The sequence below is a fragment of the Lactococcus sp. EKM203L genome (assembly GCF_011800585.1).
Lineage (GTDB): Bacteria > Bacillota > Bacilli > Lactobacillales > Streptococcaceae > Lactococcus > Lactococcus lactis.
This window is the reverse complement of sequence record NZ_JAALEQ010000004.1, coordinates 86,506-112,119: the sequence shown is the minus strand read 5'-3', so window position 1 is coordinate 112,119 and position 25,614 is coordinate 86,506. Positions and strand designations below refer to the sequence as shown.

Annotated in this window: 24 protein-coding genes; 4 read left to right on the top strand and 20 right to left on the bottom strand. The window is 35.1% G+C overall.

Annotated elements, in window-relative coordinates:
• Positions 1-138: 138 nt before the first annotated feature.
• From HFD15_RS08840 to HFD15_RS08800, 9 genes are all read right to left on the bottom strand, one after another.
• Positions 139-1,326: an acetate kinase gene (locus HFD15_RS08840; protein WP_167593403.1), complete on the bottom strand. Its 1,188-nt coding sequence runs from the start codon at positions 1,324-1,326 to the stop codon at positions 139-141.
• 195 nt (positions 1,327-1,521) lie between these two features.
• Positions 1,522-2,460 (bottom strand): class I SAM-dependent methyltransferase, encoded by a 939-nt coding sequence (locus HFD15_RS08835; protein WP_167593404.1) that lies wholly within the window; start codon positions 2,458-2,460, stop codon positions 1,522-1,524.
• Between the two features lie 87 nt (positions 2,461-2,547).
• A complete protein-coding gene (locus HFD15_RS08830; RefSeq protein ID WP_004254583.1) occupies positions 2,548-2,799 on the bottom strand; it encodes a DUF3165 family protein in 252 nt (83 codons plus the stop codon).
• A 100-nt stretch (positions 2,800-2,899) separates the two neighbouring features.
• On the bottom strand, positions 2,900-4,732 hold the full coding sequence (gene typA, locus HFD15_RS08825; RefSeq protein ID WP_025016832.1) for a translational GTPase TypA: 1,833 nt from the start codon (positions 4,730-4,732) through the stop codon (positions 2,900-2,902).
• A gap of 187 nt (positions 4,733-4,919) precedes the next feature.
• Positions 4,920-5,378, bottom strand: coding sequence for a hypothetical protein (locus HFD15_RS08820; protein ID WP_058207943.1), 459 nt, complete (start codon positions 5,376-5,378; stop codon positions 4,920-4,922).
• 156 nt (positions 5,379-5,534) lie between these two features.
• Positions 5,535-6,161: an ABC transporter ATP-binding protein gene (locus tag HFD15_RS08815; protein WP_167593405.1), complete on the bottom strand. Its 627-nt coding sequence runs from the start codon at positions 6,159-6,161 to the stop codon at positions 5,535-5,537.
• Positions 6,162-8,138, bottom strand: coding sequence for a bacteriocin-associated integral membrane family protein (locus HFD15_RS08810; RefSeq protein WP_238785342.1), 1,977 nt, complete (start codon positions 8,136-8,138; stop codon positions 6,162-6,164).
• A gap of 9 nt (positions 8,139-8,147) precedes the next feature.
• Positions 8,148-8,474: a lactococcin 972 family bacteriocin gene (locus HFD15_RS08805; protein ID WP_058207945.1), complete on the bottom strand. Its 327-nt coding sequence runs from the start codon at positions 8,472-8,474 to the stop codon at positions 8,148-8,150.
• 299 nt (positions 8,475-8,773) lie between these two features.
• Entirely contained in the window at positions 8,774-9,502 is a 729-nt protein-coding gene (locus tag HFD15_RS08800; protein ID WP_023188628.1) for a LytTR family transcriptional regulator DNA-binding domain-containing protein, read from the bottom strand.
• Between the two features lie 191 nt (positions 9,503-9,693).
• On the opposite strand from HFD15_RS08800, the gene HFD15_RS08795 reads away from it, so the two are divergent.
• Genes HFD15_RS08795 through HFD15_RS08785 form a run of 3 tightly spaced genes read left to right on the top strand, consistent with a single transcriptional unit; the run spans position 9,694 to position 11,309 of the window.
• On the top strand, positions 9,694-9,915 hold the full coding sequence (locus HFD15_RS08795) for a YqgQ family protein (RefSeq protein ID WP_010906270.1): 222 nt from the start codon (positions 9,694-9,696) through the stop codon (positions 9,913-9,915).
• Positions 9,916-9,948: 33 nt separating this feature from the next.
• Positions 9,949-10,920, top strand: a complete 972-nt coding sequence (locus tag HFD15_RS08790) for an ROK family glucokinase (RefSeq protein ID WP_017865099.1) — start codon at positions 9,949-9,951, stop codon at positions 10,918-10,920.
• A 2-nt stretch (positions 10,921-10,922) separates the two neighbouring features.
• Entirely contained in the window at positions 10,923-11,309 is a 387-nt protein-coding gene (locus tag HFD15_RS08785; RefSeq protein ID WP_004254540.1) for a rhodanese-like domain-containing protein, read from the top strand.
• Positions 11,310-11,391: 82 nt separating this feature from the next.
• Here the strand turns inward: HFD15_RS08785 and HFD15_RS08780 are convergent, their stop codons facing one another.
• Positions 11,392-11,838 (bottom strand): DNA starvation/stationary phase protection protein, encoded by a 447-nt coding sequence (locus HFD15_RS08780; protein ID WP_004254538.1) that lies wholly within the window; start codon positions 11,836-11,838, stop codon positions 11,392-11,394.
• Positions 11,839-12,004: 166 nt separating this feature from the next.
• Here HFD15_RS08780 and HFD15_RS08775 point away from each other — a divergent pair, with 166 nt between their 5' ends.
• A complete protein-coding gene (locus HFD15_RS08775; protein WP_033900770.1) occupies positions 12,005-12,670 on the top strand; it encodes an A24 family peptidase in 666 nt (221 codons plus the stop codon).
• Here the strand turns inward: HFD15_RS08775 and dinB are convergent.
• From dinB to argS, 10 genes are all read right to left on the bottom strand, one after another.
• On the bottom strand, positions 12,621-13,715 hold the full coding sequence (dinB, locus tag HFD15_RS08770) for a DNA polymerase IV (protein WP_023164600.1): 1,095 nt from the start codon (positions 13,713-13,715) through the stop codon (positions 12,621-12,623). The genes HFD15_RS08775 and dinB overlap by 50 nt on opposite strands.
• Positions 13,716-13,793: 78 nt before the next feature.
• On the bottom strand, positions 13,794-14,285 hold the full coding sequence (locus HFD15_RS08765) for a prolyl-tRNA synthetase associated domain-containing protein (RefSeq protein WP_010906273.1): 492 nt from the start codon (positions 14,283-14,285) through the stop codon (positions 13,794-13,796).
• A gap of 78 nt (positions 14,286-14,363) precedes the next feature.
• On the bottom strand, positions 14,364-15,857 hold the full coding sequence (locus HFD15_RS08760) for a basic amino acid/polyamine antiporter (protein ID WP_015427125.1): 1,494 nt from the start codon (positions 15,855-15,857) through the stop codon (positions 14,364-14,366).
• A gap of 191 nt (positions 15,858-16,048) precedes the next feature.
• Complete coding sequence (locus HFD15_RS08755; RefSeq protein ID WP_014570781.1) at positions 16,049-17,179, bottom strand: aminotransferase; 1,131 nt, start codon at positions 17,177-17,179, stop codon at positions 16,049-16,051.
• A gap of 262 nt (positions 17,180-17,441) precedes the next feature.
• Complete coding sequence (gene arcC, locus HFD15_RS08750; RefSeq protein ID WP_167593407.1) at positions 17,442-18,386, bottom strand: carbamate kinase; 945 nt, start codon at positions 18,384-18,386, stop codon at positions 17,442-17,444.
• A 31-nt stretch (positions 18,387-18,417) separates the two neighbouring features.
• Positions 18,418-19,362, bottom strand: coding sequence for a carbamate kinase (arcC, locus tag HFD15_RS08745; protein WP_038602274.1), 945 nt, complete (start codon positions 19,360-19,362; stop codon positions 18,418-18,420).
• A 16-nt stretch (positions 19,363-19,378) separates the two neighbouring features.
• Positions 19,379-20,959, bottom strand: coding sequence for a basic amino acid/polyamine antiporter (locus HFD15_RS08740; RefSeq protein ID WP_167593418.1), 1,581 nt, complete (start codon positions 20,957-20,959; stop codon positions 19,379-19,381).
• A 130-nt stretch (positions 20,960-21,089) separates the two neighbouring features.
• Positions 21,090-22,154 (bottom strand): ornithine carbamoyltransferase, encoded by a 1,065-nt coding sequence (gene argF, locus HFD15_RS08735; protein ID WP_004254507.1) that lies wholly within the window; start codon positions 22,152-22,154, stop codon positions 21,090-21,092.
• Between the two features lie 183 nt (positions 22,155-22,337).
• A complete protein-coding gene (gene arcA, locus HFD15_RS08730) occupies positions 22,338-23,570 on the bottom strand; it encodes an arginine deiminase (protein ID WP_004254504.1) in 1,233 nt (410 codons plus the stop codon).
• 301 nt (positions 23,571-23,871) lie between these two features.
• Positions 23,872-25,566, bottom strand: coding sequence for an arginine--tRNA ligase (argS, locus tag HFD15_RS08725; RefSeq protein WP_010906279.1), 1,695 nt, complete (start codon positions 25,564-25,566; stop codon positions 23,872-23,874).
• Positions 25,567-25,614 lie beyond the last annotated feature (48 nt).

Sequence of the window (25,614 nt, the reverse complement as noted above, 5' to 3'; positions counted from 1 at the left end):
ATGCGTTTTATTCTTAAAATTATATCATATTTTATGTCTGATTTCATTTCTCCTCCCTCAAGGATTCCCAGAACTTATCATTTTATGTCATTTTAAAAATAAAAAAGATTTTGTTTTAGAACAAAATCTTTTAATTAATTATTTTTTAAGTGCTTCAACATCACGAGCAATTACAAGCTCTTCGTCAGTTGGAATCACAAAAACTTTTACGCGTGAATGAGGTGTTGAAATTTCTCCCTCGACGCCAAAGACATTTTTCTCAGGGTCAACTTCAATTCCAAACCAAGTCAATCCAGAAAGAATTGCTTCACGAACAGGAACCGAATTTTCACCAATACCAGCGGTGAAGACAAGAGCATCAGCCCCATTCAAAACGGCCAAATATTGACCAATAAATTTTTGAATTCGGTCAACATACATATCAAATGCAAGTTTTGCATCAGTATCTGTTTCTTTAGCAGCAATGATATCACGCATATCTGATGAAATACCAGATACACCATAGAGACCAGATTCTTTGTTCATCATATCAACAACACCTTGAGCATCTTTTAACTCAGAGTCATTTTCAATAAGGTATGGAAAAACAGAAGGGTCCATTTCACCTGTACGTGTTCCCATCATCACTCCAGCAAGTGGTGTGAATCCCATCGAAGTATCAATTGATTTCCCACCTTTCACTGCTGTCAGTGATGCACCATTCCCGATATGAGCAGTGATAATTTTAGTTTCTTCAATTGGTTTTCCAAGTAATTTTGCAGCTTCTTGTGAAACATACATGTGTGAAGTTCCATGAGCCCCATATTTACGGACAGCATAATCTGTATAATATTTTTTAGGCAATGGATAACGGAATGCTTTTTCAGGCATCGTTGTATGGAAAGCTGTATCAAAAACTACTACTGAAGTTGCATCAGGCAGTAAGTTCAAAAAAGCTTCAATTCCTGCAGCATTTGCTGGATTATGCAAAGGAGCAAGAGCTGACAAATCTTTAACTTGTTGCAAAACTTCTGGTGTAACAACTGTTGATTTTTGGAAAATTTCACCTCCAGCAACCACACGATGTCCTACACCTGTAATTTCAGCAAATTCCTCTACTATTTTCAATCGTTTTAAATCTTCAAGTAAAACTTCTACTGCTTCTGTATGATTTGGAATGTCAAAAACGCGTTCTTCTTTTTGCTCACCAAATTTGACGGTCACAATCGAATCTTTCAAACCAATTCGTTCGATTAATCCCTTGGCAAGAACTTTTTCTTCTGGCATTTCATACATTTGCCATTTCATAGATGATGAACCAGCGTTAACTGCTAATGTTTTGGTCATGTTTAATAAACCTTCCTTGAATTTGAAATACGGTTAAATTATAACACAATTACAATTCCTTTTGTGTTTTTCGGTCATGATTCACGAGCTTAATTTAAGATGTAGTTTTTAAAATAAAAAACGTTTTCAAATTCAATCATTTTCATACATTTTAACCAAAAAAATTACTGACAGAACCTGTCAGTAATTTCAATCTTATAATTTTACAATTTTTGTAAATTCTTCCATAAAGACTTCTAAACTTTCTCTGTCTGTCAGTGAAGACAAAGGGTGAGCAAAAGTTGCATGTGCAGCCGGCCCCTTTTTCAAAACATAAATCGCCTTAGCATCAGCATTAAAAAGTGATTTTGGTAAAGTGATGACAGCCATCACACTCCCATGTTTACTAATCCACTCCTTTAATAGAAGTCCTTGAGGACTTGTCAGTAAATCTTCTGGAGCTAGGAAAATGGCAAAAGAACCCTCTTTTAAATAATTAAATGATTGCTCAATCAAAAGATGATGAGCAAAAGTATGTCCGTCAGTAGTCGCAACTTCAAAATTCTTTGCAACTTCATCATCTGGATAAAAACCAATTGGTAAATCACTGACAACAACGTCTGCAGGTTCCATCAAACGCTTTTGTACTGCATCAATTTGCATGAACTCAGCCTGACTCCCCATAATTTCAGCCATTGAAGCAGACAAATCTAAAAGTAAATCATCAACTTCAAAGCCTACATAATCAACCTTTTTATTAAGATTAACCAAAAGCGTTTCAGCAAGATTACCCATACCAGACCCAAATTCAATTAAACGAAGTTCAGAATTTTTATTAAGATGTTCAATAATGAAATTAAAAATTAAGCCAATTGCATCTGGAGTCATTGCATGATTGGGCTGAAGTGGTGCGACTTGTGACCCTTTCAACAAAACAAATTGAAAAAGTTTTTGCCACTCCTTATTTGATAAATTTAACTGACGAAGTTTGTCATTATTTACTGACAATTCAACAATTCCTTGGTCAGTATCATCTAAAAGAGCAGCATTTTGTTCTACAAAAGCATCATAAAAATCTGTATCCAATTTCTCAGATAATAACATAATATTTGCAACAACTAGCTCAAAACCTTGAGCCACTTTTTCCATATCCATGTTTTTTCTCCATTTCTACAAAATCAAAATAAAACTGCCAAACTTTGACAGTTTTATTCATTGCTTGATTATTAATCAAGCAATCATTTATTTTTTTCTTTTTCGACTGTCCAACTTTTCCAATTCCATCCAAGCTCTGACCGTTACAACAAGCATCGCCACAATACCGATAATTTCTAAAAGTAATGACCGATGGCTTACCGCCTGGGCCACAGCAAAAGCAAGAACTAGAACTCCAACACCAGCAAAGAAGAAAATGTCCATACTCCGCCGAACATCTTTGGGCATCATGAAAATATACGCAAAGGCAACTAAAATCAACAAGATAATATAGAACATTTTTCTCCTTTCCAAGTTATGACAAGAACTAACGAAAAATTAATTTATTCATCATCAAACTTTCAATAATTGAAAATCAAGTTTCTCTATTTGATTAAACTTATTTTTTCTTCTTAGTTGATTTTTCACGCATTGCTTTATCCAAAATTTGTTTACGCAAGCGGATTGATTCTGGAGTTACTTCCAAGTAATCATCATCTCCAAGGAATTCCAAAGATTCTTCAAGTGAAAGAATTTTTGGTGTGTTCAAAACAGATGTAGAGTCTTTATTTGAAGAACGAACGTTTGTTTGTTGTTTCATTTTAGTGATATTTACAGTCAAATCATTATCACGACTGTGTTCACCAACAATCATCCCACCATAAACTTCAGTACCTGCATCAACAAAAAGTTGTCCACGTTCTTGAACGTAACCCATTGCGTAAGAAGTAACTTGACCTGAATCCATAGAAATCAAAGAACCACGGTGACGTCCACCGATTTCTCCCTTAACAGCTGGAAGATATTGGTCGAAAGTATGGTTCATGATTCCGTATCCACGAGTCATTGACATGAATTCTGTTGTGAATCCAATCAAACCACGTGCAGGAACAAGGAAAATCAAACGTGCTTGACCGTTACCAGTGATTTGCATATCAAGCATATCACCTTTACGTTCAGAGAGCGCTTGGATAATTGAACCTTGGTATTCTTCAGGAGTGTCGATTTGAACACGTTCAAATGGTTCGCAAGCAACACCATCAATTTCTTTGATGATAACTTCAGGACGTGAAACTTGAAGTTCATATCCTTCACGGCGCATTGTTTCAATAAGAATTGACAAGTGCAATTCACCACGACCAGAAACAACCCATTTATCAGGAGATTCAGTGTTTTCAACACGAAGTGAAACGTCAGTTTGCAATTCAGAAACCAAACGTTCTTCAACTTTACGTGATGTTACCCATTTTCCTTCGCGACCAGCGAAAGGTGAATTGTTAGCAAGGAAAGTCATTTGCAAAGTAGGTTCGTCAATGTGCAAGATTGGCAATGGTTCAACGTGGTCTGAAGGTGTAACAGTTTCCCCAACGAAGATATCTTCCATACCAGACAAAGCAATCAAATCACCAGCTTTTGCTTCTTGGATTTCTTGACGGTCAAGACCGAAGAAACCAAAAAGTTTAGTAACGCGGAAGTTTTTAGTTGAACCATCAAGTTTAGACAAAGTAACGCTGTCCCCAACTTTGATTGTTCCACGGAAAACACGTCCAATACCAATACGTCCAACATAGTCATTGTAGTCCAAAAGTGAAACTTGGAATTGTAAAGGTTCATCAGAGTTATCAACTGGGCCAGGGATATGGTCGATGATTGTATCAAAAATATTTGCCATTGTGTGTTCTTGATCAGCTGGATTATCAGACATTGATGAAGAACCATTGATTGCTGAAGCATAAACAACTGGGAAATCCAATTGTTCGTCATCAGCACCAAGTTCGATGAAAAGTTCAAGAACTTCATCAACAACTTCAGCTGGACGAGCAGATGGTTTGTCAATCTTATTAACAACAACGATTGGAGTCAAGTTTTGTTCCAAAGCTTTTTTCAAAACAAAACGTGTTTGAGGCATTGTTCCTTCATAAGCATCGACAACGAGGACAACCCCATCAACCATTTTCATAATACGTTCAACTTCTCCACCGAAGTCCGCGTGACCTGGTGTGTCCAAGATGTTGATACGAGTTCCGTTATATTCAACTGCTGTATTTTTGGCAAGGATAGTAATCCCACGTTCTTGCTCAAGTGCATTTGAGTCCATCGCACGTTCAGCTAATTCTTTACGAGCATCCAACGTTTGAGATTGTTTTAAGAGTTCGTCAACCAATGTAGTTTTACCATGGTCAACGTGGGCAATAATAGCGACGTTTCTAATATCTTCGCGTAATTTAGTCAATTTTATCATACCTTACTTTCGTATATATCTAACCCATTATAGCACACTTTTCTAAAAGCTGTAAATGCACACGTTTACAAGCCTAACAAAGATTTTTTTACTTCCAAAATGAAAACCCCAAAGAAAAATTTCTAAGGAGTTCTTTATTTTTTTATAATTAATAAAATCAGTAAAAATGATTATGTTGTTAACATTCTTTTATTCTTAAACTGTAGAGAAAGAGTAAAAGAAAAGCAACTAAACCAAATAGAACAGCAATAATATATCCAGCTCCATAAAAGGTTAGAAAGATAGAAAGTTCAGCCCCAAAAGTATTCCCAGATAAACTATGATTAAAAATAATCATAGACGGAAAAGCTATAACTAAGAAACTAATGTAAAAAATAAGACTAGCAAAAGAAAAATAGACACTAAAATTTATTTTCCTATAAATGAAAAAAAATGATATAAGCAACACCAATCCCAAAATGAAACTATAAAAAGGGACTTGATGAAAAAGAAAATAAAAGAAATTTTCTCGACTTTTTTTATAGTCAAAATTCGTATTCAATTTAGCCTGATTTACCGTTGCAGGAAGAAACATGGTTCCTATCCAAATGACAAGTGCAAGAGATACTTGCCAGATTTTTATTTTTCTTATCAACATTTTTCTGCCCTCCATATTCATTACTATATCTACACTCGCATTTTATAAACATCTACATAAATCAAAATATTAAAAATCAAGAAGAAATGGAAGAAAGAAGCTGAGCAACCCTAAAATAAATGTAAATACTATATATTTTTTCATATCTATCACTCTCTATCTGGACAATTCAACAACCTCATCTGCCATTTTCCAAATGGCAGGGTTATGCGTTGCAATGATGATAATTCGCTTTTCATTTTTCATACTCAAAAGCTGTTTCATCACTTCTTCACTATTCTCAGAATCTAGTGCTGCTGTTGGTTCATCCGCCAAAATAACCGGTGAATCTTTCAAAATCGCTTTAGCAAGTGCTACACGCTGTGCCTCACCACCTGACAATTCATAAATTTTTTGATTGAGTTTTAAATAGGCTACATTAACTTGTGCCAGAGTTTCAAACTTTTTTTCTTGTTTAGTTTTCTTGGATAACTTTTGATTAATCAATCCCAAATCCAAATTTTTATCAATCGTTTCATTTTCAATCAATCCAAAATTTTGAAAAAGATAAGACAAATCATTTAGAAAATAGGAATGTTTCTTGATTTTTGATAATTCTTTTCCCTCATAAAGAATACTTCCTTCGTAGGATTCAAGTTTAGCAATCATATTCAGTAAGGTTGTTTTACCAGAACCTGATTGACCAATAATGGCATAAACTTTCCCAGCTTCAAAGGTTAATTTAAAGTTATCAAAAACCTTTCTATGTAAAAATTCTTTTGTAATATTAGTTAATTCAAACATCTATTCTCCTTTCAAACTATTTATTTGTCCATTTTCAAAATTCTTCATTTGAACAAGTAGGATAATGAGCGAAATAAACCACAAAGCACTTACAACAAAAAGAGAATATAAAAACTCATTGCTGATTATTGTCAATGTTGGTAATAAAATCAAAAGTAATCCCAACTCTACAAAAATGAACCGACGATGAATTCTCAAGTTGGGCATTCCAGAAATAAATTTTATTACGATTGTTCTTCTGAAATGAGTAAAGTAAAGGACATGGAGTAAAATATAGAAAAAGCTAATGACAATAATCGTTATAATGGCTGATATGATTGCCATACTTAAACTCTCTTTTACAAGATTTGTCTGTGCTTCATACTGTCCATAGGCATTAACTAAATAATGAACCTTATCGTATAGTCCCAACTCTTTCAGCCTATTAAGCGTTTGTTCTTTACCTTTCACAAAAAAGTAATCATTATCCCCTGCCCATGATATGCCCGTTTCTTCTCCTGATGATTGCGGTGTTATCACAACAATAATTGGGTCAGAGATTTCTTGTTGCGTTGTCATTTTCTCATAAGCCACATTGTAAATAAAACGTTTTTCGCCATTTGGTACTTCTTCAACGTATTTCGCCTTCATCTTGGTCTCTTTTTTGCCATTTTGTGTTGTTTCCGTCAATAGTTTGTCGTACTGAGCAATCAATTTTTGACGATTTTTCATTTGATTTTTTGGTATCAGGAGTCCATATTCTCCAAGTTTGAGATTAGAAAAGTCTTCTTTAACATTTATATGTTGTGCTTTCAGATAACTTGGTGTGACAATGAGTTGTTCGTCGCTACTTTCTTCTGGTCCATCAAACAAATTATGTCTAACGAATATCGCATCATCTTTCATTACTTCAATATTATAAAAGTTCCACCATGCTTCTACTTCCTGAGAGCTAACCTTAAGATTTGGTGCACCAGAAATCGTGTCATAATCTTTTTGTTGCTTCCATTTGTCTAAATCAGCGTCCTGTTTTTTTAATTCGATTTGATTATAGTGAATTCCTGATAGGCTTGTGACAAGGACAATACTCACAACAAATTGCATCAAAACCACAAGAACCATCAAAACTGTTGTCGGCAATTTTCCTTTAATAAGTGAATTGAGTTGACTCCGAGAGAGGATAAGCATGATTATTGCACTTACTAAGCATGACAGTAGCACAAATATCGAAGAAGAAAAGAGGATAGAAAATAAAGCAAAAATGTGAAGCGACAGGTTGCTTAGACCAGTTATGAGCAAGTAACTAGAAGTCCCTATCATAGCAATAATCGTCAAAATTGAGATAAACTTTATATCACGAATACTATCTGAAAATACAGTATTCAACAAGGTCTTTCCAGACAAAAGCTCTATTCCTGATTTTCGTAACTCTGAGATTCTTACAAAAATAGCTAAACCGACAAAAGCCAGAAAGATACTTATCAATAAGGTTACAGCCTGTGGATTACCATAGATATTATAGTACTCTCCTAAGATTGTCAATCGCTGAACAGGTACAGCTATCACGTGAAATTTATTGCTCAAGTAATTGCTCAGTTCCTCAGAACTCGTATGACCTGTCATGATATGGTAGGTCGCTCCCATTCCCAGTAAATCATTTTCAGCTCGATTAGCTTTAGGAAATAAACGCATATTACTCGCAAGCTTCCCATCTCCAAAAGTCATATAGCTCGGCTTAAAACTCCCGTTTCCCTCAGGTCTAACAACTGTAGAAACAATGAATGACTGATGACTCATTGCATAGTTATCTAACGTCGCAACAACCTGCTCATTCTTCGGAATCTGCGTTGACTTTTGATTGATGTTATTCATGACAAGAGCCCCTTGCGGAAGGCGGTCTGCAATAATATCTTGACTTTTATTCTCAATACTTATAGCATAAAAGGCTGTGACTAACACAATAGCCACAGTCAGAAAAACATACTTTAGTTTTTTCATCTGCATTTATTACCAACTTCTAGTGCCTACCCAGCCATTGCTGTGATAGAAAGTTGCAGGTTCTGCCCAACGCGTATTTAACCATGCATAGGCCTGTTGATTCGCATGAACACTGACAACTCTACCTCCATATTTATCCCCGTAAGTTACTTCAGCCCAATGGTTCCCATAGTTGTTCCAGTAGGCAGCGTAAGCTCCCATACCATACTTTTTGTCATTTGTTGAGCCTTGAGAATAAGTTGAACGATTAATAGCGAATACATGGCTTACTTGAAGGAGCGTTCCGCCGAGAGTCGCAAGGATAAGTGTTGAAACAAGTAATTTTTTAGTTTGCATTTTTCTACTTCCTTTCTAAAAATTTTTAATCTTTTGTAGAACTTTTTAAAAATTCTACTACAACAAAATTTTTAGTACCTCCTTTCCTCACTTTGAGGGTGTACAAGCCTCTGGTCGAATTCGTTTGTTTAACATTTTTAAGTTGATGTTAAATTTCTATATTTCGATTGTAAACCTTTTCATTTTTGCTTACAATCTTTTTTTGCATAATTTCATCATTTTTGTGACGAAATCGCATTTTCTGTGATGAAATTGAGTTTTTATCAGGTAAAAACAAAAATCACCCTAAAAAAGAGTGATTATTTTATTCGTTTTGAATGTTTTTTGAGTTCTTTTAACTCTTTTTTGCAAACCGCCGGTGCTTTGACTTTTTTCAAGCTTTGTTTGAAACATAGCGTCAATCCGTCTTCTTCAATTCGACGAATTTTATTTGTATCAACAAGTAAACCGCGTCCAAGTGCAAGTAAATTGGGAATTTTCTTTTTTACATCAGAAATCGTACCACGAACTAAACATTCATTATCTTTTGTGATGGCTCTAAGATAATTTCGATGTGTTTTGTCCGCTTCAATATATAAAAGAGAATCTATCGAAATTGGATAACCACTGATTTCGACAATAGTTAGCTCATTTGTAAAACAGTAGAGCAACACTTTCTTAATCATTTCTCTAACTTCAGTATCAGAGTCACTGGCCACAGTCATTTGAGTCCATAACGGAGAGGTAGTAAAGTTCAATAATTCATCTTTTAAGTCAGGATTATCAGTATAGATAAGAAAAAATGCCTTACTTTCTAACTTCTGTATTTTTTTCAGTATTTCGAACTCTTCTTTTTGTGCAATTTTTATAAAACAAGTCTTAACTTCATTAAGGTAAATTTGAAGAAATTTATAGACATGCTGATGATTATAGAATACCATTGTTGCATCGATCTCGTCTTTTATCCCAAGTTCTTTTTCATTTTCAAGAACAAATCGCTCCAAGCGATTTACTGCATAAAAGTCCGCATCAATCAAAATTCTATTCATTTTTTACCCTCAACAAGTAAATTTTAACTATAATCTTATTCCAAAAGTATCATTACCATTAAATATCTTTTTAGTTACGTTTTCAAATTATATTGTATTATACCATTTTATAAGCAAATTCTGCGCTATTCACTCTCTTTTACATATAGCTTGGACTTGAAAGCCTTTATCAAATACGGTAAAATGTAGTAATGAAAACTCTCTATGACGTGCAAGAAATGCTGAAAAAATATGGATACATCAATCTTTTTCCAGATCGTTTGGATGCGATTGCTTTTATGCAAATTGAATTAGGAAAAATGCTTGAATCAGGAATATTTCAAAAAAGCGACCATGACTATTTGACTGCTCGCTTGATTTTAGCACGTGAAGAGAGAATTGAAAAGAAAAAATCTACGACCAATAAAAAATGATTCTTTTTTTATTGTCAGATTGGAGAAAAAAACATGACTGCAAGTAAAATTATCGGTATCGACCTTGGTGGAACTTCAATTAAATTTGGAATTTTGACACTCGATGGTGAGGTTCAAGATAAATGGTCTATCCCGACAAATATTTTAGAAGATGGAAAACATATCGTTCCTGATATTATTGAATCAATCAACCACCGTTTAAGCCTTTATAACTTGGACAAATCTGAATTTCTTGGAATTGGAATGGGAACACCGGGTTCAGTAAATATTTCTGAAAGTACTGTCAAAGCTGCTTTTAACTTGAACTGGTCAGATACTCAAGAAGTAGGTAAACCAATCTCTGAAGGTGTTGGTCTTCCTTTCATTTTGGATAACGATGCTAATGTTGCTGCTCTTGGTGAACGTTGGGTAGGGGCAGGTGAAAACAATCCTGATGTTGTTTTCATTACTCTTGGAACTGGTGTTGGTGGCGGAATTATCGCTTCAGGTGAGCTCGTTCATGGTGTTGCCGGAGCTGGTGGCGAAATTGGCCACATTTGTGTTGACCCTGATGGTTTTGAATGTACTTGTGGAAATCGCGGTTGCTTGGAAACAGTAACTTCTGCAACAGGTATCGTTCGTTTAGCTCGTAAATTCGCTGAAGAATACGAAGGTGATTCTACTATTAAAGCAGCTATTGACAATGGTGATGAAGTGACTTCTAAAGACATCTTCTTTGCAGCTCAAGAAGGAGATCACTTCAGCTTATCCGTTGTTGATAAATTTGCTTATTATCTCGGTTTTGCTTGTGCAAACCTTGGTTCTACTTTGAACCCTGCTTCAATCGTCATCGGTGGTGGTGTTTCTGCTGCTGGAGAATTCTTACGTGAAAAAGTTGAAAAATATTTCACTAAATATGCCTTTTCAACTGTTCGTAACTCAAGTAAAATCAAACTTGCTGTCCTTGGAAATGACGCTGGAATTATCGGTGCCGCAAGTCTTGCTCTTAAATTTAAAGGAGAATAATTTTGGTTATTATTATCATTGATATCATTCTTGTTTTAGTAATTATCGGAATGTTTGTCTATCCTCGTTGGAATCTTCGTCGTAATGCTAAACTTGTTGAAGAAGCTGAGTTTGCTCGTTTAATGCCTACTTCTCAATTAATTGATATTCGTGAAGCAAAAGATTTTCGTATTAAACATATTCTTGGTGCACGTAATCTTCCTGCTGGACAAATTGACCAAAGTTTAAATGCCTTAAGTAAACATAAACCTGTACTCATTTATGAAAATGGTCGTCCTGTTGGCGGAGCAAAAGTTGCTAAAAAACTAAAAAAAGCTGGCATTCCTGAAGTTTATATCCTTAAAAGTGGTTTGAATTCTTGGAATGGTAAAACTAAATCTGGTATCTAATTACTAATCGTCTTAGTAGTAAATTTCAAATAAAAAAACTCTCTATCATTAACTGACAGAGAGTTTTTTATTTATAAAGTAATTAACCTACTTCAGCTTCAATCATCCAAAGTGTTTTTTCAATATCTCCAAGAGCAGTCGTATATAAGTCAACTGTCACATCATCACCATCATCACCAGCAATTTTAATGCCATCTTTGAAGAGTTGAGTCAAATATTTGTAAGCAACAATCAATTCTTTCACACGTTCTGAATTAGATTTTCCCCAAACGGCGGGAGTCATTTCAATTTTAGAATTTTTATCAAATTCTGCTAAAGTTGAAACTGGAGAACCACCAATAGTGATTAGACGTTCTGCAAATTCGTCCAAATGTTCATCCAATTGATCTTTCAATTCATCCATTTTTGGGTGTAGGTAAAGAAAACCCGGACCACGCAAATACCAGTGGATTTGATGAACAAGTGCTGATGCTTTTGATAAATCAGCAACTGTTTGATTTAAAACTTCTTGTGTGTGTTCATTTGACATAACTAACCTCCATTTTTTAAATATTAAATGTCATAAAGAAACTTAATATTAACTTTTCTATAAATATATTATAAACCAATGAGATTTTTTTCTCAAATGATTTACTTATTTTCTTTTTTCGCTATATTTAAAGTTACAATTCTTCATTTATTTCGTATAGATTAGTATGGACATTTTATTTATATTTGTAATTGGAAGTATTTTTGGCTCCTTTTTTGGCTTAATAGTTGACCGTATTCCACTAAGAAAATCAATTATTTTTGGACGCTCACATTGTGATTCTTGTCAGCAACTTTTAGCCTATCGTGATCTAATTCCTATTTTTTCTCAAATAAGCTCTGGCTCACATTGCCGTTATTGTAAAAGTAAAATTCCATATTTATATGTTTTTTTGGAGTTCTCATCAGCTTTAATTTTTGTTTTAGCTTGGGTAAATTATCTTAAACCTAGTCAATTTTTACTGATTATTCTTTCACTAATTTTATCTGCTTTTGATTATCGTCAGCACAGTTTTCCTTTTGTTATCTGGTTTATTTTTGCACTCAGTTTTATTTTAATATTTCCTCTTTCTCCCCTTTTCTATTTTTGGCTTATTTTAGCCGTCTTAGCTGAAAAATTCAATTTAAGAGTTGGCAGCGGTGATTTTTTATGGTTTTTTACCGCTTCATTTTCTCTAACTTTCTTAAACGAAATGCTGCTCCTTCAAATCGCTTGTTCACTTGGTATCATTTATTATCTAATCACAAAAAAACGAGTTGAAATTGCCTTCATCCCGTTTCTAACTATTGCATATCTAATGTTGCTTTTTGGGCACCAAATTCTGTCACCGTAACCCCTAAAAGCCTTACTCCTAAACTTTCATCATATTCAAGCTCTTCAAATATCTCTTGTGCTACTTCTGCAATTTCTTCGGGACTTTCTAACTTTTCTGCTAAAGATTTTCTTTTTGTCAATGTTGTAAAATCAGAATATCTCAATTTTAAAATGACAATACTTCCTTTTAATTGATGACTCTTTAATGAGTCGGAAACTTTGCCAGAAATTTTACTCAACTCTGCTTTAATATCATCCGGAAGATATAATAGTTTACCATAAGTTCGTTCTTTTCCAACTGACTTTCGCTCACGATAATTTTTGACTTTCGAGTTATGTATTCCATTGGCCTTTTGATAAAGCTCCCAACCATAAACTCCGAATCTTTCAGCTAAATCAACTGGGTCTGCTTTTTGTAAATCTCCCCCATTAAAGAAACCTAGTGCGTGCAATTTAGGAACTGTCGCTTTTCCAACACCATGAAATTTTTCCACCGGTAATTTTGCTAAAAATTCTAATGCTTCTTCTGGCATAATTAAGGTTAAGCCATGGGGCTTTTCATAATCAGATGCAATTTTCGCTAAAAATTTATTATAAGAAACTCCTGCAGAACATGTTAAACCTAACTCAACAAATATATCATGCTGAATCAACTTAGCAATTTTAATTGCTGATTGAGCACCGATTTTATTTTCTGTTACATCTAAATAGGCCTCATCAATTGAAGCTGCTTCAATATCATCGGTATAACGTTTAAAGATTTCACGAACTTGTTTACTTACTTTTGTGTATTTTTCATAGTTTCCTGAAATAAAAATAGCTTGTGGGCAAAGATCATAAGCTTCTTTAGCACTCATTGCCGAATGTATTCCAAAAGCACGCGCTTCATAAGAACAAGTTGAAACCACGCCACGTCCACCTGTCTGTAATGGATTTCTGGCAATAACAACCGGCTTACCTTTTAAACTCGGATTATCACGCACTTCAACAGAAGCAAAAAAGGCATCCATATCAATATGAATGATTTTTCGCGAAGTGTCATTGATGAGTGGGAAAGTTAACATATTGCTATTATACAAGAATTAGTTTTCAGACTCAATAGATTGATTACAAAAAAACTCTTAACAAGTAAGAGTTTTAATTTATAAATCAATAATTTGATATTCATAACCCTGCGACTTCAAAATTGTAAAACAAGCATCCATCGCAAAGAAAATAGTTTTGGTATTATCATTAGGATGAAAAGTTTGAATTTGATAGTCATCTAGCATTTGTTGGTCAAAATAAATATGCATATTATTATAATGTTTACCAACAAGTCCAAAAAGAGAAACAATTCCGGAGTTTAATCCAAGCATATCTTCTAGTCGTTCTTCCGAGACAAAGTGAAGTCTCTTCACTCCAATAATTTCTCCCAAGCGATTCATATCAACCTGTTTAGCATCATCCATAATTATCATATAGAACTGGGTAGACTTTTTATTGGCTAAGATTAAAGTTTTGGAACGACAACCTTCATAATCTTTAATGTAGTTATCCGACTCCTCAGTTGAATGACTTGCTGGATGTTCTACTATATTATAAGGAATTTCAAGCTCAGCTAATAATTCCTTAACTTCTGAAAAAGTTCTCATCAATTCTCTCCTTTATTCACTTTTAGAAAAATACCGATAAAATTAATTTATATAAGACAACTTATTTTTATATTTTGTTTAGTAGCCTAGTAATCCCCGAAGATCTAAAGCTGTTCCTGATTTTGCGCCACAAATCAAGACCAGAATTGCTAAAACTCCTAGTAAGGCCACAATGAACATTCCTGCCCATTCCTTGACTGATATTGCTTGTCGACTTTCTTTTTTCGCTTTAATAAATAAAATGAAACCAATCGTATAAAGAATCATCGCCAACCAAACATATTGCCAACCTGAAAGATAAAGGGCCAGAGCTTGAAAAGCAAAGGTGAAAAATCCTATTAATATATTTTTAATTGAACCTTCTTTAATCCCAATTTTAAGAAGATAAGCTCCAACCAAAGCATAACAAATCATAATTACAGCTGTTGCCATATAAATAAAGACATTATAAGCATTGGCTACAAAATATGTAATGATAATAAAGATTTGAATCATCAGCTGAGTAATAAGCAAAGAATTACTTGGCGCATGATATTTATTCAGCTTACCAAACCAACTTGGCAATAGTTTTTGCTCTGCCAATTGTTGTGTCGCCTCAACTGGTAACATTGTCCACGAAAGCCAAGCTCCTAATAAGGAAATCATTAGTCCAATTGCCATCAGACTTCCGCCCCAGCCACCGACCATCTCGTTAAGAATATAAACTAAGCCTGGTGCTTTAACATTTGCCAAACTTGCCTGGTCCATATAACCATAAGGAAGTAATGATAAAAGGACATAAATGACAAGCAAAACTGCTAGACCAATAATTGTCGCTTTAGCTGTATCCGATTTTTTCTTTGCCCGATTTCCCATCATCGCTGCGCCTTCAATCCCGACAAATACCCAGACCATGACCATCAGCGAGCCTTTAATTTGATCAAGGAGTCCACCAGCAGTCATCGCATGCCAAACTAGGCTTTTGACTGACCCATCCGCAGCTAGATTGCTTGTGAAAGTTTGCCAAAAATGTTGAGTGAATACATCAGCTTTAAATAGGATAATCCCTGTGATTGAAAATACAACTAAAGGAATGAGCTTTGCAATCATAACAACCGCATTTACAAGGGCAGCAGTTTCTACTCCTCGGTCAACTAGAAACATTAATATCCATGAGATTATTGAAACAATAATTACTGATAAAACAGTCAACGAACCATTGGAATTAGCAAATTTGCCAGGGAAGAAATAGTCAGCAGATGTCATCATTAAAACTGCAAAACCAATTGTTCCAGTCCAAGCTGAAATCCAGTAACCCCATCCTGATAGAAAACCGATAAAGTCTCCAAAACCTTCTCGAGCATAATCAGAGACTCCCGAAAGTTTGGGTCTAATTGTAATCAGTCGATTAAAACTCAAGACAAGCATGAAAATCCCAAAACCGATAAAGAGCCATGAAATCATGACTCCACCGGGTGTTGAACCATTGGCGAGGTCATTAGCAAGATTGAAGACTCCACCTCCAATTGCTCCAGAAATAATAATTGCTAATAATGCAAAAAGGCTAATCCCTTTTGTTTTCTTGTTTTCCATTTACTCACTTTCTACTATTTAATCATAAATTTCCTATAATTAAATTTGTATAATATCATTTATAAATATAAAAGAGTCTCTTGAATATAGAGACTATTTTATATTCTTCAATTATAATTATACTATCAGTTCTTTATTATACACTTTTTATACACTTTAGTAAAACAGAAATGTATTTTATAAAGAATATATCAAACCTGATATTCTCTCAAAAATTCAGATAAGAGTTTAAGGCCTTGACGTAAGGTTGTTTCATCTGTACAATATCCAATCCTAGCATAGCCTGGTAAATCAAAACGATTTCCAGGAATAATTAGGACACCTTTTTCACGAAGAAGTTGGATTGCAAAATCTTCAGTTTTTGTCGGATCAAGTTCTTCAAATTTAACAAAACTTACAGAGACTGCATTGGGATAAACCATTGAGACTAAAGGTTCATTTTCCACCCATTCTTTCAAAATTGATAAATTACCTTTGACAATTTTACGAGCGCGTTCAAGTACTTTATCTTTATGTTTCAATACTAAAGCCGCTACGGCGTCATCAAATACCCCGGTACAAATCAAGGTATAATCCCGGATTTTTCTAAATTCATTACAAAGGTCACGGTCTTGAGTGGCTACCCAACCCACACGAATTCCTGGTACAGAATAAGTTTTAGAAATAGAGTTAGTTGATATTCCTTTTTCATATAAATCAGCAATAGGTGAATAAGGCGTTTCTTCATCTAGTGGAAGATAAACTTCATCACAAAGAATATAAGCATCAACACTGCGTGCAATTTCAACCACTTCTGACAAAAATTTAGGACTCATGATTGCTCCAGTGGGTTGGGCCGCATTGTTTAAACAAATGAGTTTTGTATTACTTTTAACTAAACGACGTAATTCTTCAATTTGTGGCAACCAATTATTTTCTTCTTTAATATGCCAATAATCAACTTGGGCACCTAATGTTTTAGGCCAATCATACAGTTGTTGATAAGAAGGATATTGAGCAATCACATGATCGCCTTGACCAATTAATCCTAAAATTGTAAGGAAATTTGCTCCGGTAGCTCCATTTGTAGATAAAATATTATCCTCTGGCACTCTTTTATAAAGTTTTGCCACTTCTGATTTAAAGGCTGGTGAACCCTCAATCCAACCATAACTGAATTTTTCTTTCATCATCTGTGACATAAAAGCTTCGCCATTATCTTCTTCAAAGGCCAAAACTTCTTCCAAAGATAACGAATCAATGGTTGACTGAGCAATATCAATCGTTGCAGATTTTTCCCAAACATTGAGCCAGTCTTCACAACCAAATTGTACAAGTTCCATAAGTTTTATTTGCAAATTTAAATATTTTTTTAAAAAAATCATTTAAATTTGTCTTCCTCTCTTTATTTTTTTACTGACAGATTTAGTAATCATTTTACCTTAATATTTATCGCCGATACTTACATCTTGTCAGTAACTTTATCAATATAAATCGTTTACATGTTAATTGTACAATAATTATTGATAAAATATCGGAAAGTTTAACGATTTTTAGACTACATTTATAAAAAAATGCTACATCAAAAATGTAGCATTTTTATCTTTAAGGAATAATCTTTGTTCCTGAATCATTATTGAGGAAGTCTTCAAGATTTTCCAAAGAAGTAATTGTTGCAGGACGACCTGTACGAGCAACAAATTCCATTGCTGCTTCGACTTTCGGAAGCATTGAACCTGCAGCAAATTGACCTTCTTCAATATAAGCTTTCATTTCTGCCATTGTTACTGTTTCTAGTTTTTTCTGATTAGGTTTATTGAAATTAACAAAAACATTATCTACCGCAGTCAAAATCAAAAGATTATCTGCTTCAACAAGTTCAGCTACTTTCGCTGCTGAAAAGTCTTTATCAATAACAGCTTCAACCCCTTCATAACCATCCTTAGTTTCAATGACAGGAATTCCACCACCACCAGATACAGTCACCAAAACACTTGATGAGATTAGTGGCTTAATCGCTTCGGCTTCAACGATACGTGTTGGTTTAGGACTTGGAACTACTCTTCGATAGCCGCGGCCAGAATCTTCAACAAATACCCAGTCGGGGTATTGAGCTTTCATTTCTGCCAATCCTTTTTCATCGTAGAATGGACCAATTGGTTTAGTAGGTTTTTCAAAAGCTTGGTCATCCTTATCAACAACTGTACGAGTCACTACAGAGATGACTGGAACACGTTCCATATTATTTTTTATCAAAGCTCTTGTAAAAGCTTGCCCCATCCAGAAACCAATTTGTCCTTGAGTCATTGCAACAGCTGTATCAATTGGCATAGCTGGATTTTTAGGACTATCCGCCGCTAATTGTTGCAATAAAAGATTTCCGACTTGTGGTCCGTTACCATGAGTGACAACCATTTCCACATCATTATTTCTAATAAGAGGAATTAATTGTTCTGCTGTTGTTTCAAGTGCTTTTTCTTGCGCTTTTGCTGTTGGGTCATCTGTTAAAATAGCGTTACCACCTAGGGCTACGACAATACGTCTTACCATGAAATTATTTCTCCTCTATCTTTTTTCTTATTTAAGGAACAATTCTTGTTCCACTACCAGATTTGACAAAATTTTCAACATTGTCAAGGCTAGTAATTGTAGCAGTCTTACCTGTTCGTTCAACAAAACTAACAGCTGCTTCGACTTTTGGTCCCATTGAACCTTTTGCAAAGCGTTCTTCGTCAACATATTTGCGCATTTCAGAAACTTTGACTGTTTCCAAATGAACTTGGTTTTCTTTCCCATAGTTCAAATATACGTCACCACCGCTTGTTAAAATCAAAAGCTCGTCTGCTCCAACCATCTCAGCCAGTTTAGCTGCAGAGAAATCTTTATCAATTACGGCTTCAACACCTTTATAACCATTACCATCTTTAATGACGGGAATTCCACCACCGCCAGAAGCAATCAATAGACTACCAGATTCTAAGATTGGTCCAAAAGCTTTGGCTTCAATAATTTCAAGTGGTTTAGGACTTGGAACAACTCGGCGATATCCGCGACCAGCGTCTTCCATTAATTCCCAATCAGGAAATTGCTTCTTAATTTCTGGCAATTGTTCTTCTGTGTAAAAAGGACCAATTGGTTTACTAGCATTTTTAAAAGCTGGATCATTTTCATCAACCAATGTTTGAGTCACTGCTGAAATAACTGGATAACGCTCCAAGCCATTATTTGCCATTGCTCTTGTAAATGCTTGAACGGTCCAAAAACCAATCTCACCTTGGGTCATTGCTCCAACTGTATCCAATGGCATAGCTGGATTTTTTTCACTATCTGAACCTAGTTGTTGTAAAAGTAAGTTTCCAACCTGTGGTCCATTTCCATGAGTCACAACCATTTGCCGGTCATTATCTTTAATTAATGGCATCAATTGTTCAGCTGTAACTTCAAGTGCTTCTTTTTGAGCCTTCGCTGATGGGTCTTTCGACAGAATAGCATTCCCACCAAGGGCTACAACAATACGTTTTACCATTTCTGTACCCCTTCGCTTAATTTTTTATTTCTTTTTTGTTAATATCGCTACGAACGACAAAGTAAACAATAAATGTCACTACAATCAGTGGAACAACAGCAACAAGTAATGTATTACCATCAATTCCAAGTGCATCTTGCAAGCCAAGCCAGTTTCCATATACTCCAAAAACAGCAAGGATTCCTAAAACTGTTAAAACAAAAGTTGCAATTAATTCTGCTGTGGACATTTTAGTGCCATATTCTTTTTTGCCCAAAGCATAAAGAATGAAACCAACAGCATAGAGAATTAATGAAAGCCAAACAAATTGCCAACCTGAATAGTACAATGCTAAAATTTGGAAAGCAGCTGCGATGAAACCAATAATAATGTTACTTGTTTTCTTTTCTTGAATCCCTAATTTAAAGAGGTATAAACCAACTAAGGCGTAACAAATCATGATAACAGCAGTACAAAGGTAAACAAAAACATTGTAAGCATCAGCTACAAAATAAGTAACAATCAAGAAGATTTGAACTATTAATTGTGTCAACAAAAGTGAGTTTTTAGGTGCACCTTTGTCATTAAGTTTACCAAACCAACTAGGAAGTAATTTTTGTTCTGACAATTGTTGTGTTGCCTCAACTGGAAGCATTGTCCATGATAACCAAGCACCAAGAAGTGAAATCACCAGACCAATGGCCATTAGTGAGCCACCCCAACCACCAACCATGGCGTTCAAAATATAAACTAAACCAGGTTGTCCTGTGTTTGCTAACTCTTGTTGACTCATAAAACCAAATGGTAATAATGAGAGCAAGATATAAATTACTAACAAGGCAATCAAACCAAGAATTGAAGCTTTACCGGCATCTGATTTACGTTTTGCACGGTCACCCATCATAGCAGCACCTTCAATACCGACAAAGACCCAAATCATAACCATAAGTGAACCTTTGACTTGACTGAATAAATTTCCGCCAGTCATATTTGACCAAGTTAAACTCTTGATGACACCATCAGCATTTGTATTCGCAACGAAATTTTGCCAGAAGTGAGCGCTGAATACTCCAGCTTTAAATGTTACTATTCCAGCAATTACAAAAACAAACAAGGGAATCAATTTTGCAACGAGGACAATTGCATTAATAGCAGCAGCCCCTTCAACACCTCGCATAACGAGTAAGGTCAATCCCCACGAAACAATTGAAACAACAATTACTGACAGAATGGTCAAAGAACCATTCTTAGCTTGAAATACGCCGGGGAAGAAATAGTCAACGGAAGTCATCATCAAAACAGCAAAGGCAATGTTACCTGCCCAGGCAGATAACCAATAACCCCAACCTGAGATGAAACCAACCATATTACCAAAACCAGCACGTGCATAATCTGATACACCTGAAAGTTCAGGTTTATTTACCACCAAATGATTTAGTGATAAAACCAACATTAAAATACCAAAACCAATAACGATCCATGAAATGATAACACCACCAGGTGATGCATTTGTTGCTAAATCGTTAGAGAGATTGAATACCCCACCACCAATTGCTCCAGAAACAATAATCGCAACTAAAGCAGCAAGGCCAATTCCTTTTTTATTTTCTGCGTCCATATCAATCCTTTCAGTGATTTCAACCGCCAAAACAGTCTAATTTTATCTTAGACTGCTTTCAACGACTTAAATCAAAATCTATCAGTTTACTGACAGCTCTGTCAGTAAACTGACAAATTATCTATTTTAATTATTTAAAATCTTCAGGAACTGCTGGGATAAATAAATTACCCAAAGTTGCAGCCATGATTGCTTTGATAGAGTGCATACGATTTTCTGCTTCTTCAAATTGTCGAGCATATTTAGAACGGAATACTTCGTCAGTCACTTCCATTTCTGTCAAACCATATTTTTCTTTGATTTCTTTACCATATTCAGTTTCAGTATCATGGAATGCTGGTAAGCAGTGCATAAAGATCAATTGACCATTGTCAGCATTTCCAGTCATTTTAAGCATATCCATTGTGATACGATATGGAGTCAAAAGTTTAACACGTTCTTCCCAGTTAGATTCTCCCATTGATACCCAAACATCTGAGTAAATAATGTTTGCGCCTTTAACACCTTCTTCAATATTTGAAGTTGCAAGAGGTTTAGCACCTGATTTTTCAGCAAATTTATTTGCAATATCCATAACTTCTTTAGTAGGATGAAGTGAATCTGGAGCAACAATATGAACATTCACACCAAGCATAGAACCAGTTACGATAAGTGAGTTTGCCATGTTGTTACGACCATCGCCTACGTAGACTAATGTCAAACCTTTAAGATGTCCAAAGTTTTCTTTAACAGTCATAAAGTCTGCAATCATTTGTGTTGGATGCCAATCATCTGTCAAACCATTCCAAACTGGAACACCAGAGTATTTTGCCAAATCTTCAACTTCTTTTTGAGAAAATCCACGACGTTCGATAGCATCAAACATTGAACCAAGCACGCGAGCTGTATCTTCTGTTGATTCTTTAATTCCCAATTGAATATCGTTAGCTCCAAGGTATTCTGGATGAGCCCCAAGGTCAATTGCAGCAGTTGTAAAGGCAGCACGTGTACGAGTTGAAGTTTTTGCAAAGAGCAAGGCAATATTTTTACCTTCAAGGTAGTGGTGAGGAATATTTTGTTGTTTCAATGCTTTCAAATGAAGACCAAAATCAACAAGGTAGTTAATTTCAGCTGGTGTGAAATCTTTTTCAGCAAGTAAGCTGCGACCTTGGAATACTGAGTTTACTTCTGCTTTTGTAATAAGTGGTGATGTCATTATTTTTTCTTCCTTTTTCTATTTTTATTATATTTAATGAATTTTTTAAATTACATTAATAAGCTAGTAATTCAATCTTTCCTAAATAATTTAATTATCAAGCGAATCTACGAAATTATAAGTTTAAAGTTTCTCTTCCTAAGCTATCAATGAACTTACGAAGATATTTTTAAATCTTTAAGATTACAAATCTTCACGCCAAAGTGGTTGTGACATACAACGTGCACCACCACGGCCACGACCAAGTTCGCTTGAAAGAATTTCATGAACTTTGATTCCATGCTCTTTCAATAACTCAACAGTTACATAGTTACGGTCGTAAGTAACGATTTCACCGGGTGCGATAGCAAGTGTATTTGATCCATCATTCCATTGTTCGCGAGGAGCGGCAATTGGATCACCTGCACCACATTCAATTAAGTCAAGTTCTGAAAGATTCAAGACTTTCTTGAGTGCTGCTTTAAGGTCAGTCAAATGTTCAATTTCAACTTCGTCATCTTTACCAGGGCGAAGAATGAAGACATTGATATTACCAGCACCATCCATAATTCCTGGGAAGACAGTAAATTGATCATGGTTAATCATTGTAAATACTGTATCCAAATGCATCATTGCATGGTTATGAGGAATTTCAACCGCAAGTACAGTGTCAAATGTTGAAAGTGGGTTTGCAAACAACTCTTTAGCAAGATTTTGAATTGTTTTAGATGAAGTACGTTCTGAAACCCCGATAGCTACTGTTGTTTTGTTAAGAATTAATTCATCACCACCTTCGATACGAGTGGTATGGTTACGATCACGCCAGATTGGAGTATCTTTGAAACGTGGGTGATTAGCCATAACATACTCTGTAATCAAGCTTTCAGGTTGACGAGCTGGGAAGGTCATTTTATTAATGGTCATTCCGACACCCATTGAAGCTTGTGGGTCACGTGTGAAGTAGGCATTTGGTAATGGATTGAGGTAGAAATAATTTTCTGCATCAGATCCTGCCATATCGCTAAGTGCTGTACGTTTGATATCCAATTCATTTTTACGAACGCCAGCATAGATTTTTTCGACCATATCTTTTGTTGACATTGAAGTCAAATATTCAGTCAAACCATCATATGTGCGTCCTGGACGGTAACCCGCTTCGTGTAATAAGTGACTTAAGAATTCTTCTTTTGTTTCAGATGATTTTTCAAAAACTTCTGTTGCAAGATTTTCGATATAAACAGTTTCTGCACCATTATCACGCAAAGTTTGAGCAAAGAAATCATGCTCTTTTTGAGCAATTTTGAGATATGGAATATCATCAAATAAAAGTTGTTTCATTGTGTCTGGGGTAATATTTTCAACTTCCGCACCTGGGCGGTGGAGGAGGACTGATTTTAATTTCCCAATTTCTGAGTTAACATTAATTCCATTGTTCATTTTGGAGTATCCTTTCTGATTTCGATTCGGTATTATTGGAATCGTTTACAAGGAAATTATACATCTATGCATATTTTTTGTCAAGCACTTATGCTACACTTTACAAAGGTTTATTCATTTATACATGTTTTTTTATATTCTGACAATTTCACGTTTATTCATTTCTTTTGTTATCATGCGATTCTTAGGCTTTTATTAAAAAAGCTTATTTTACAAAAGTATTTTAAAAAGGCAACAAAAAAATCTCTTATCCTAAAGAATTAAATCTTTTTGATAAGAGATTAAGTGAAAAATTTATTTTTTACATATTTTCAGGTGCAGCAACCCCAAGAAGACGCAATGCTTCTTTCAAGACGATTGAAGTAGCGCTAATCAAAGCCAAACGGCCATCCAATTGAGCATCATCTTCTAAAATGCGAACATGAGCATAATATTTGTTAAAAGCTTGCGCAAGCGAAATTGCATATTTAGCAATAACAGATGGTTCATAATTATCTGCAGCACGTTTAACAACATTTGGGAATTCTTTTAATGCTTTAACAATTTCCCAAGCTTCAGCGTCAGAAACTGCGAGAGAAATATTATTAATATCTACCTTACGGTTTGCTTTACGTAAAATTGATTGAATACGAGCATGTGCATATTGAACATAAGGGCCTGTTTCCCCTTCAAATGAAACCATTTCGTCCAAGTCAAAGTCATAACCGTTATTTCTATCAGTTTTTAAGTCATAGAATTTAACAGCACCAACCCCAACTTGTTTGGCAACTTCTTCTTTATTTTCCAAATTAGGATTTTTGGCTTCAATTTGTTTTTCAGCACGATCAACTGCTTCGTCAAGTGCCATTTCCAATTTCACGACATGCCCTTTACGAGTTGAGAATTTTTTCCCACCTTGAGTTACCATACCAAATGGAACGTGCACCATATCGTCAGACCAATCATAACCAGCTTCTTTCAAAACTGCTTTTAATTGTTTAAAGTGATTGGTTTGTTCGCCACCAACAACATAAAGAGATTTCACGAAATTGAAAGTTTTTTTACGGTAAGCTGCTGTTGCAAGGTCACGTGTAATATAGAGTGTTGCACCATCTGTTTTCTTAATCAAAGCTGGATTGAGGTTATATTTTTCAAGGTCAACAATCAAAGCACCTTTTGATTCGTGTAAAAGATTTTTACTTTCTAAATCTTCAACAATGGCGTCCATTTTATCACTATAGAAACTTTCACCCATGAAGTGGTCAAAACTTACACCAAGTTTTCCGTAAATACGGTTAAATTCAATCAAAGAAACATCTGAGAACCATTTCCAAATGCGAAGTGCTTCCTCATCGCCTTGTTCCATTTTAAGGAACCATTGACGTCCTTCTTCATCGACTTCTGGATCTTCTTTAGCTTCAGCATTGATTTTGACATAAAGTTTCAAGAGTTCATCAATCGGATTAGCTGTAATTGTAGCTTCATCACCATATTTCTTGTAAGCTGTAATCAAAAGACCAAATTGTTTACCCCAGTCGCCCAAGTGATTGATTTTGATTGGCTGATAACCCAATTTTTCATAAATTTTGGCGATTGAATCCCCGATAACAGTTGAACGTAAATGCCCAATTGAAAAAGGTTTAGCAATATTTGGCGCAGACATGTCAATCGGAACATTTCCTCCTTGACCAATATTTGCATCACCGTAATGTTCACCTTCAGTCAAAACTTCTCGAATTACTTCTGAGGCAGTTGCATTTTTATCAAGGAAAAAGTTAACATATGGTCCTACTGCGATAACTTTCTCAAAGCCTTTTGTATCTATCTTCTCAGCAATTTCTCCAGCAATGATTTGTGGAGATTTTCGGAGAGTTTTGGCCAATTGAAAAGCTGGGAATGCTAAATCTCCTAAATCTGATGATTTAGGTTTTTCGATAATAGCCGCGATTTGTTCTACTCCAAGAACACCATCGATTGCAGCAGACAGTGCTTGGCTTACTAATTGTTTTTCATCCATTCATTAATTATACAGAAAAAACACTAATTTTGTCAATATATAGTCCAT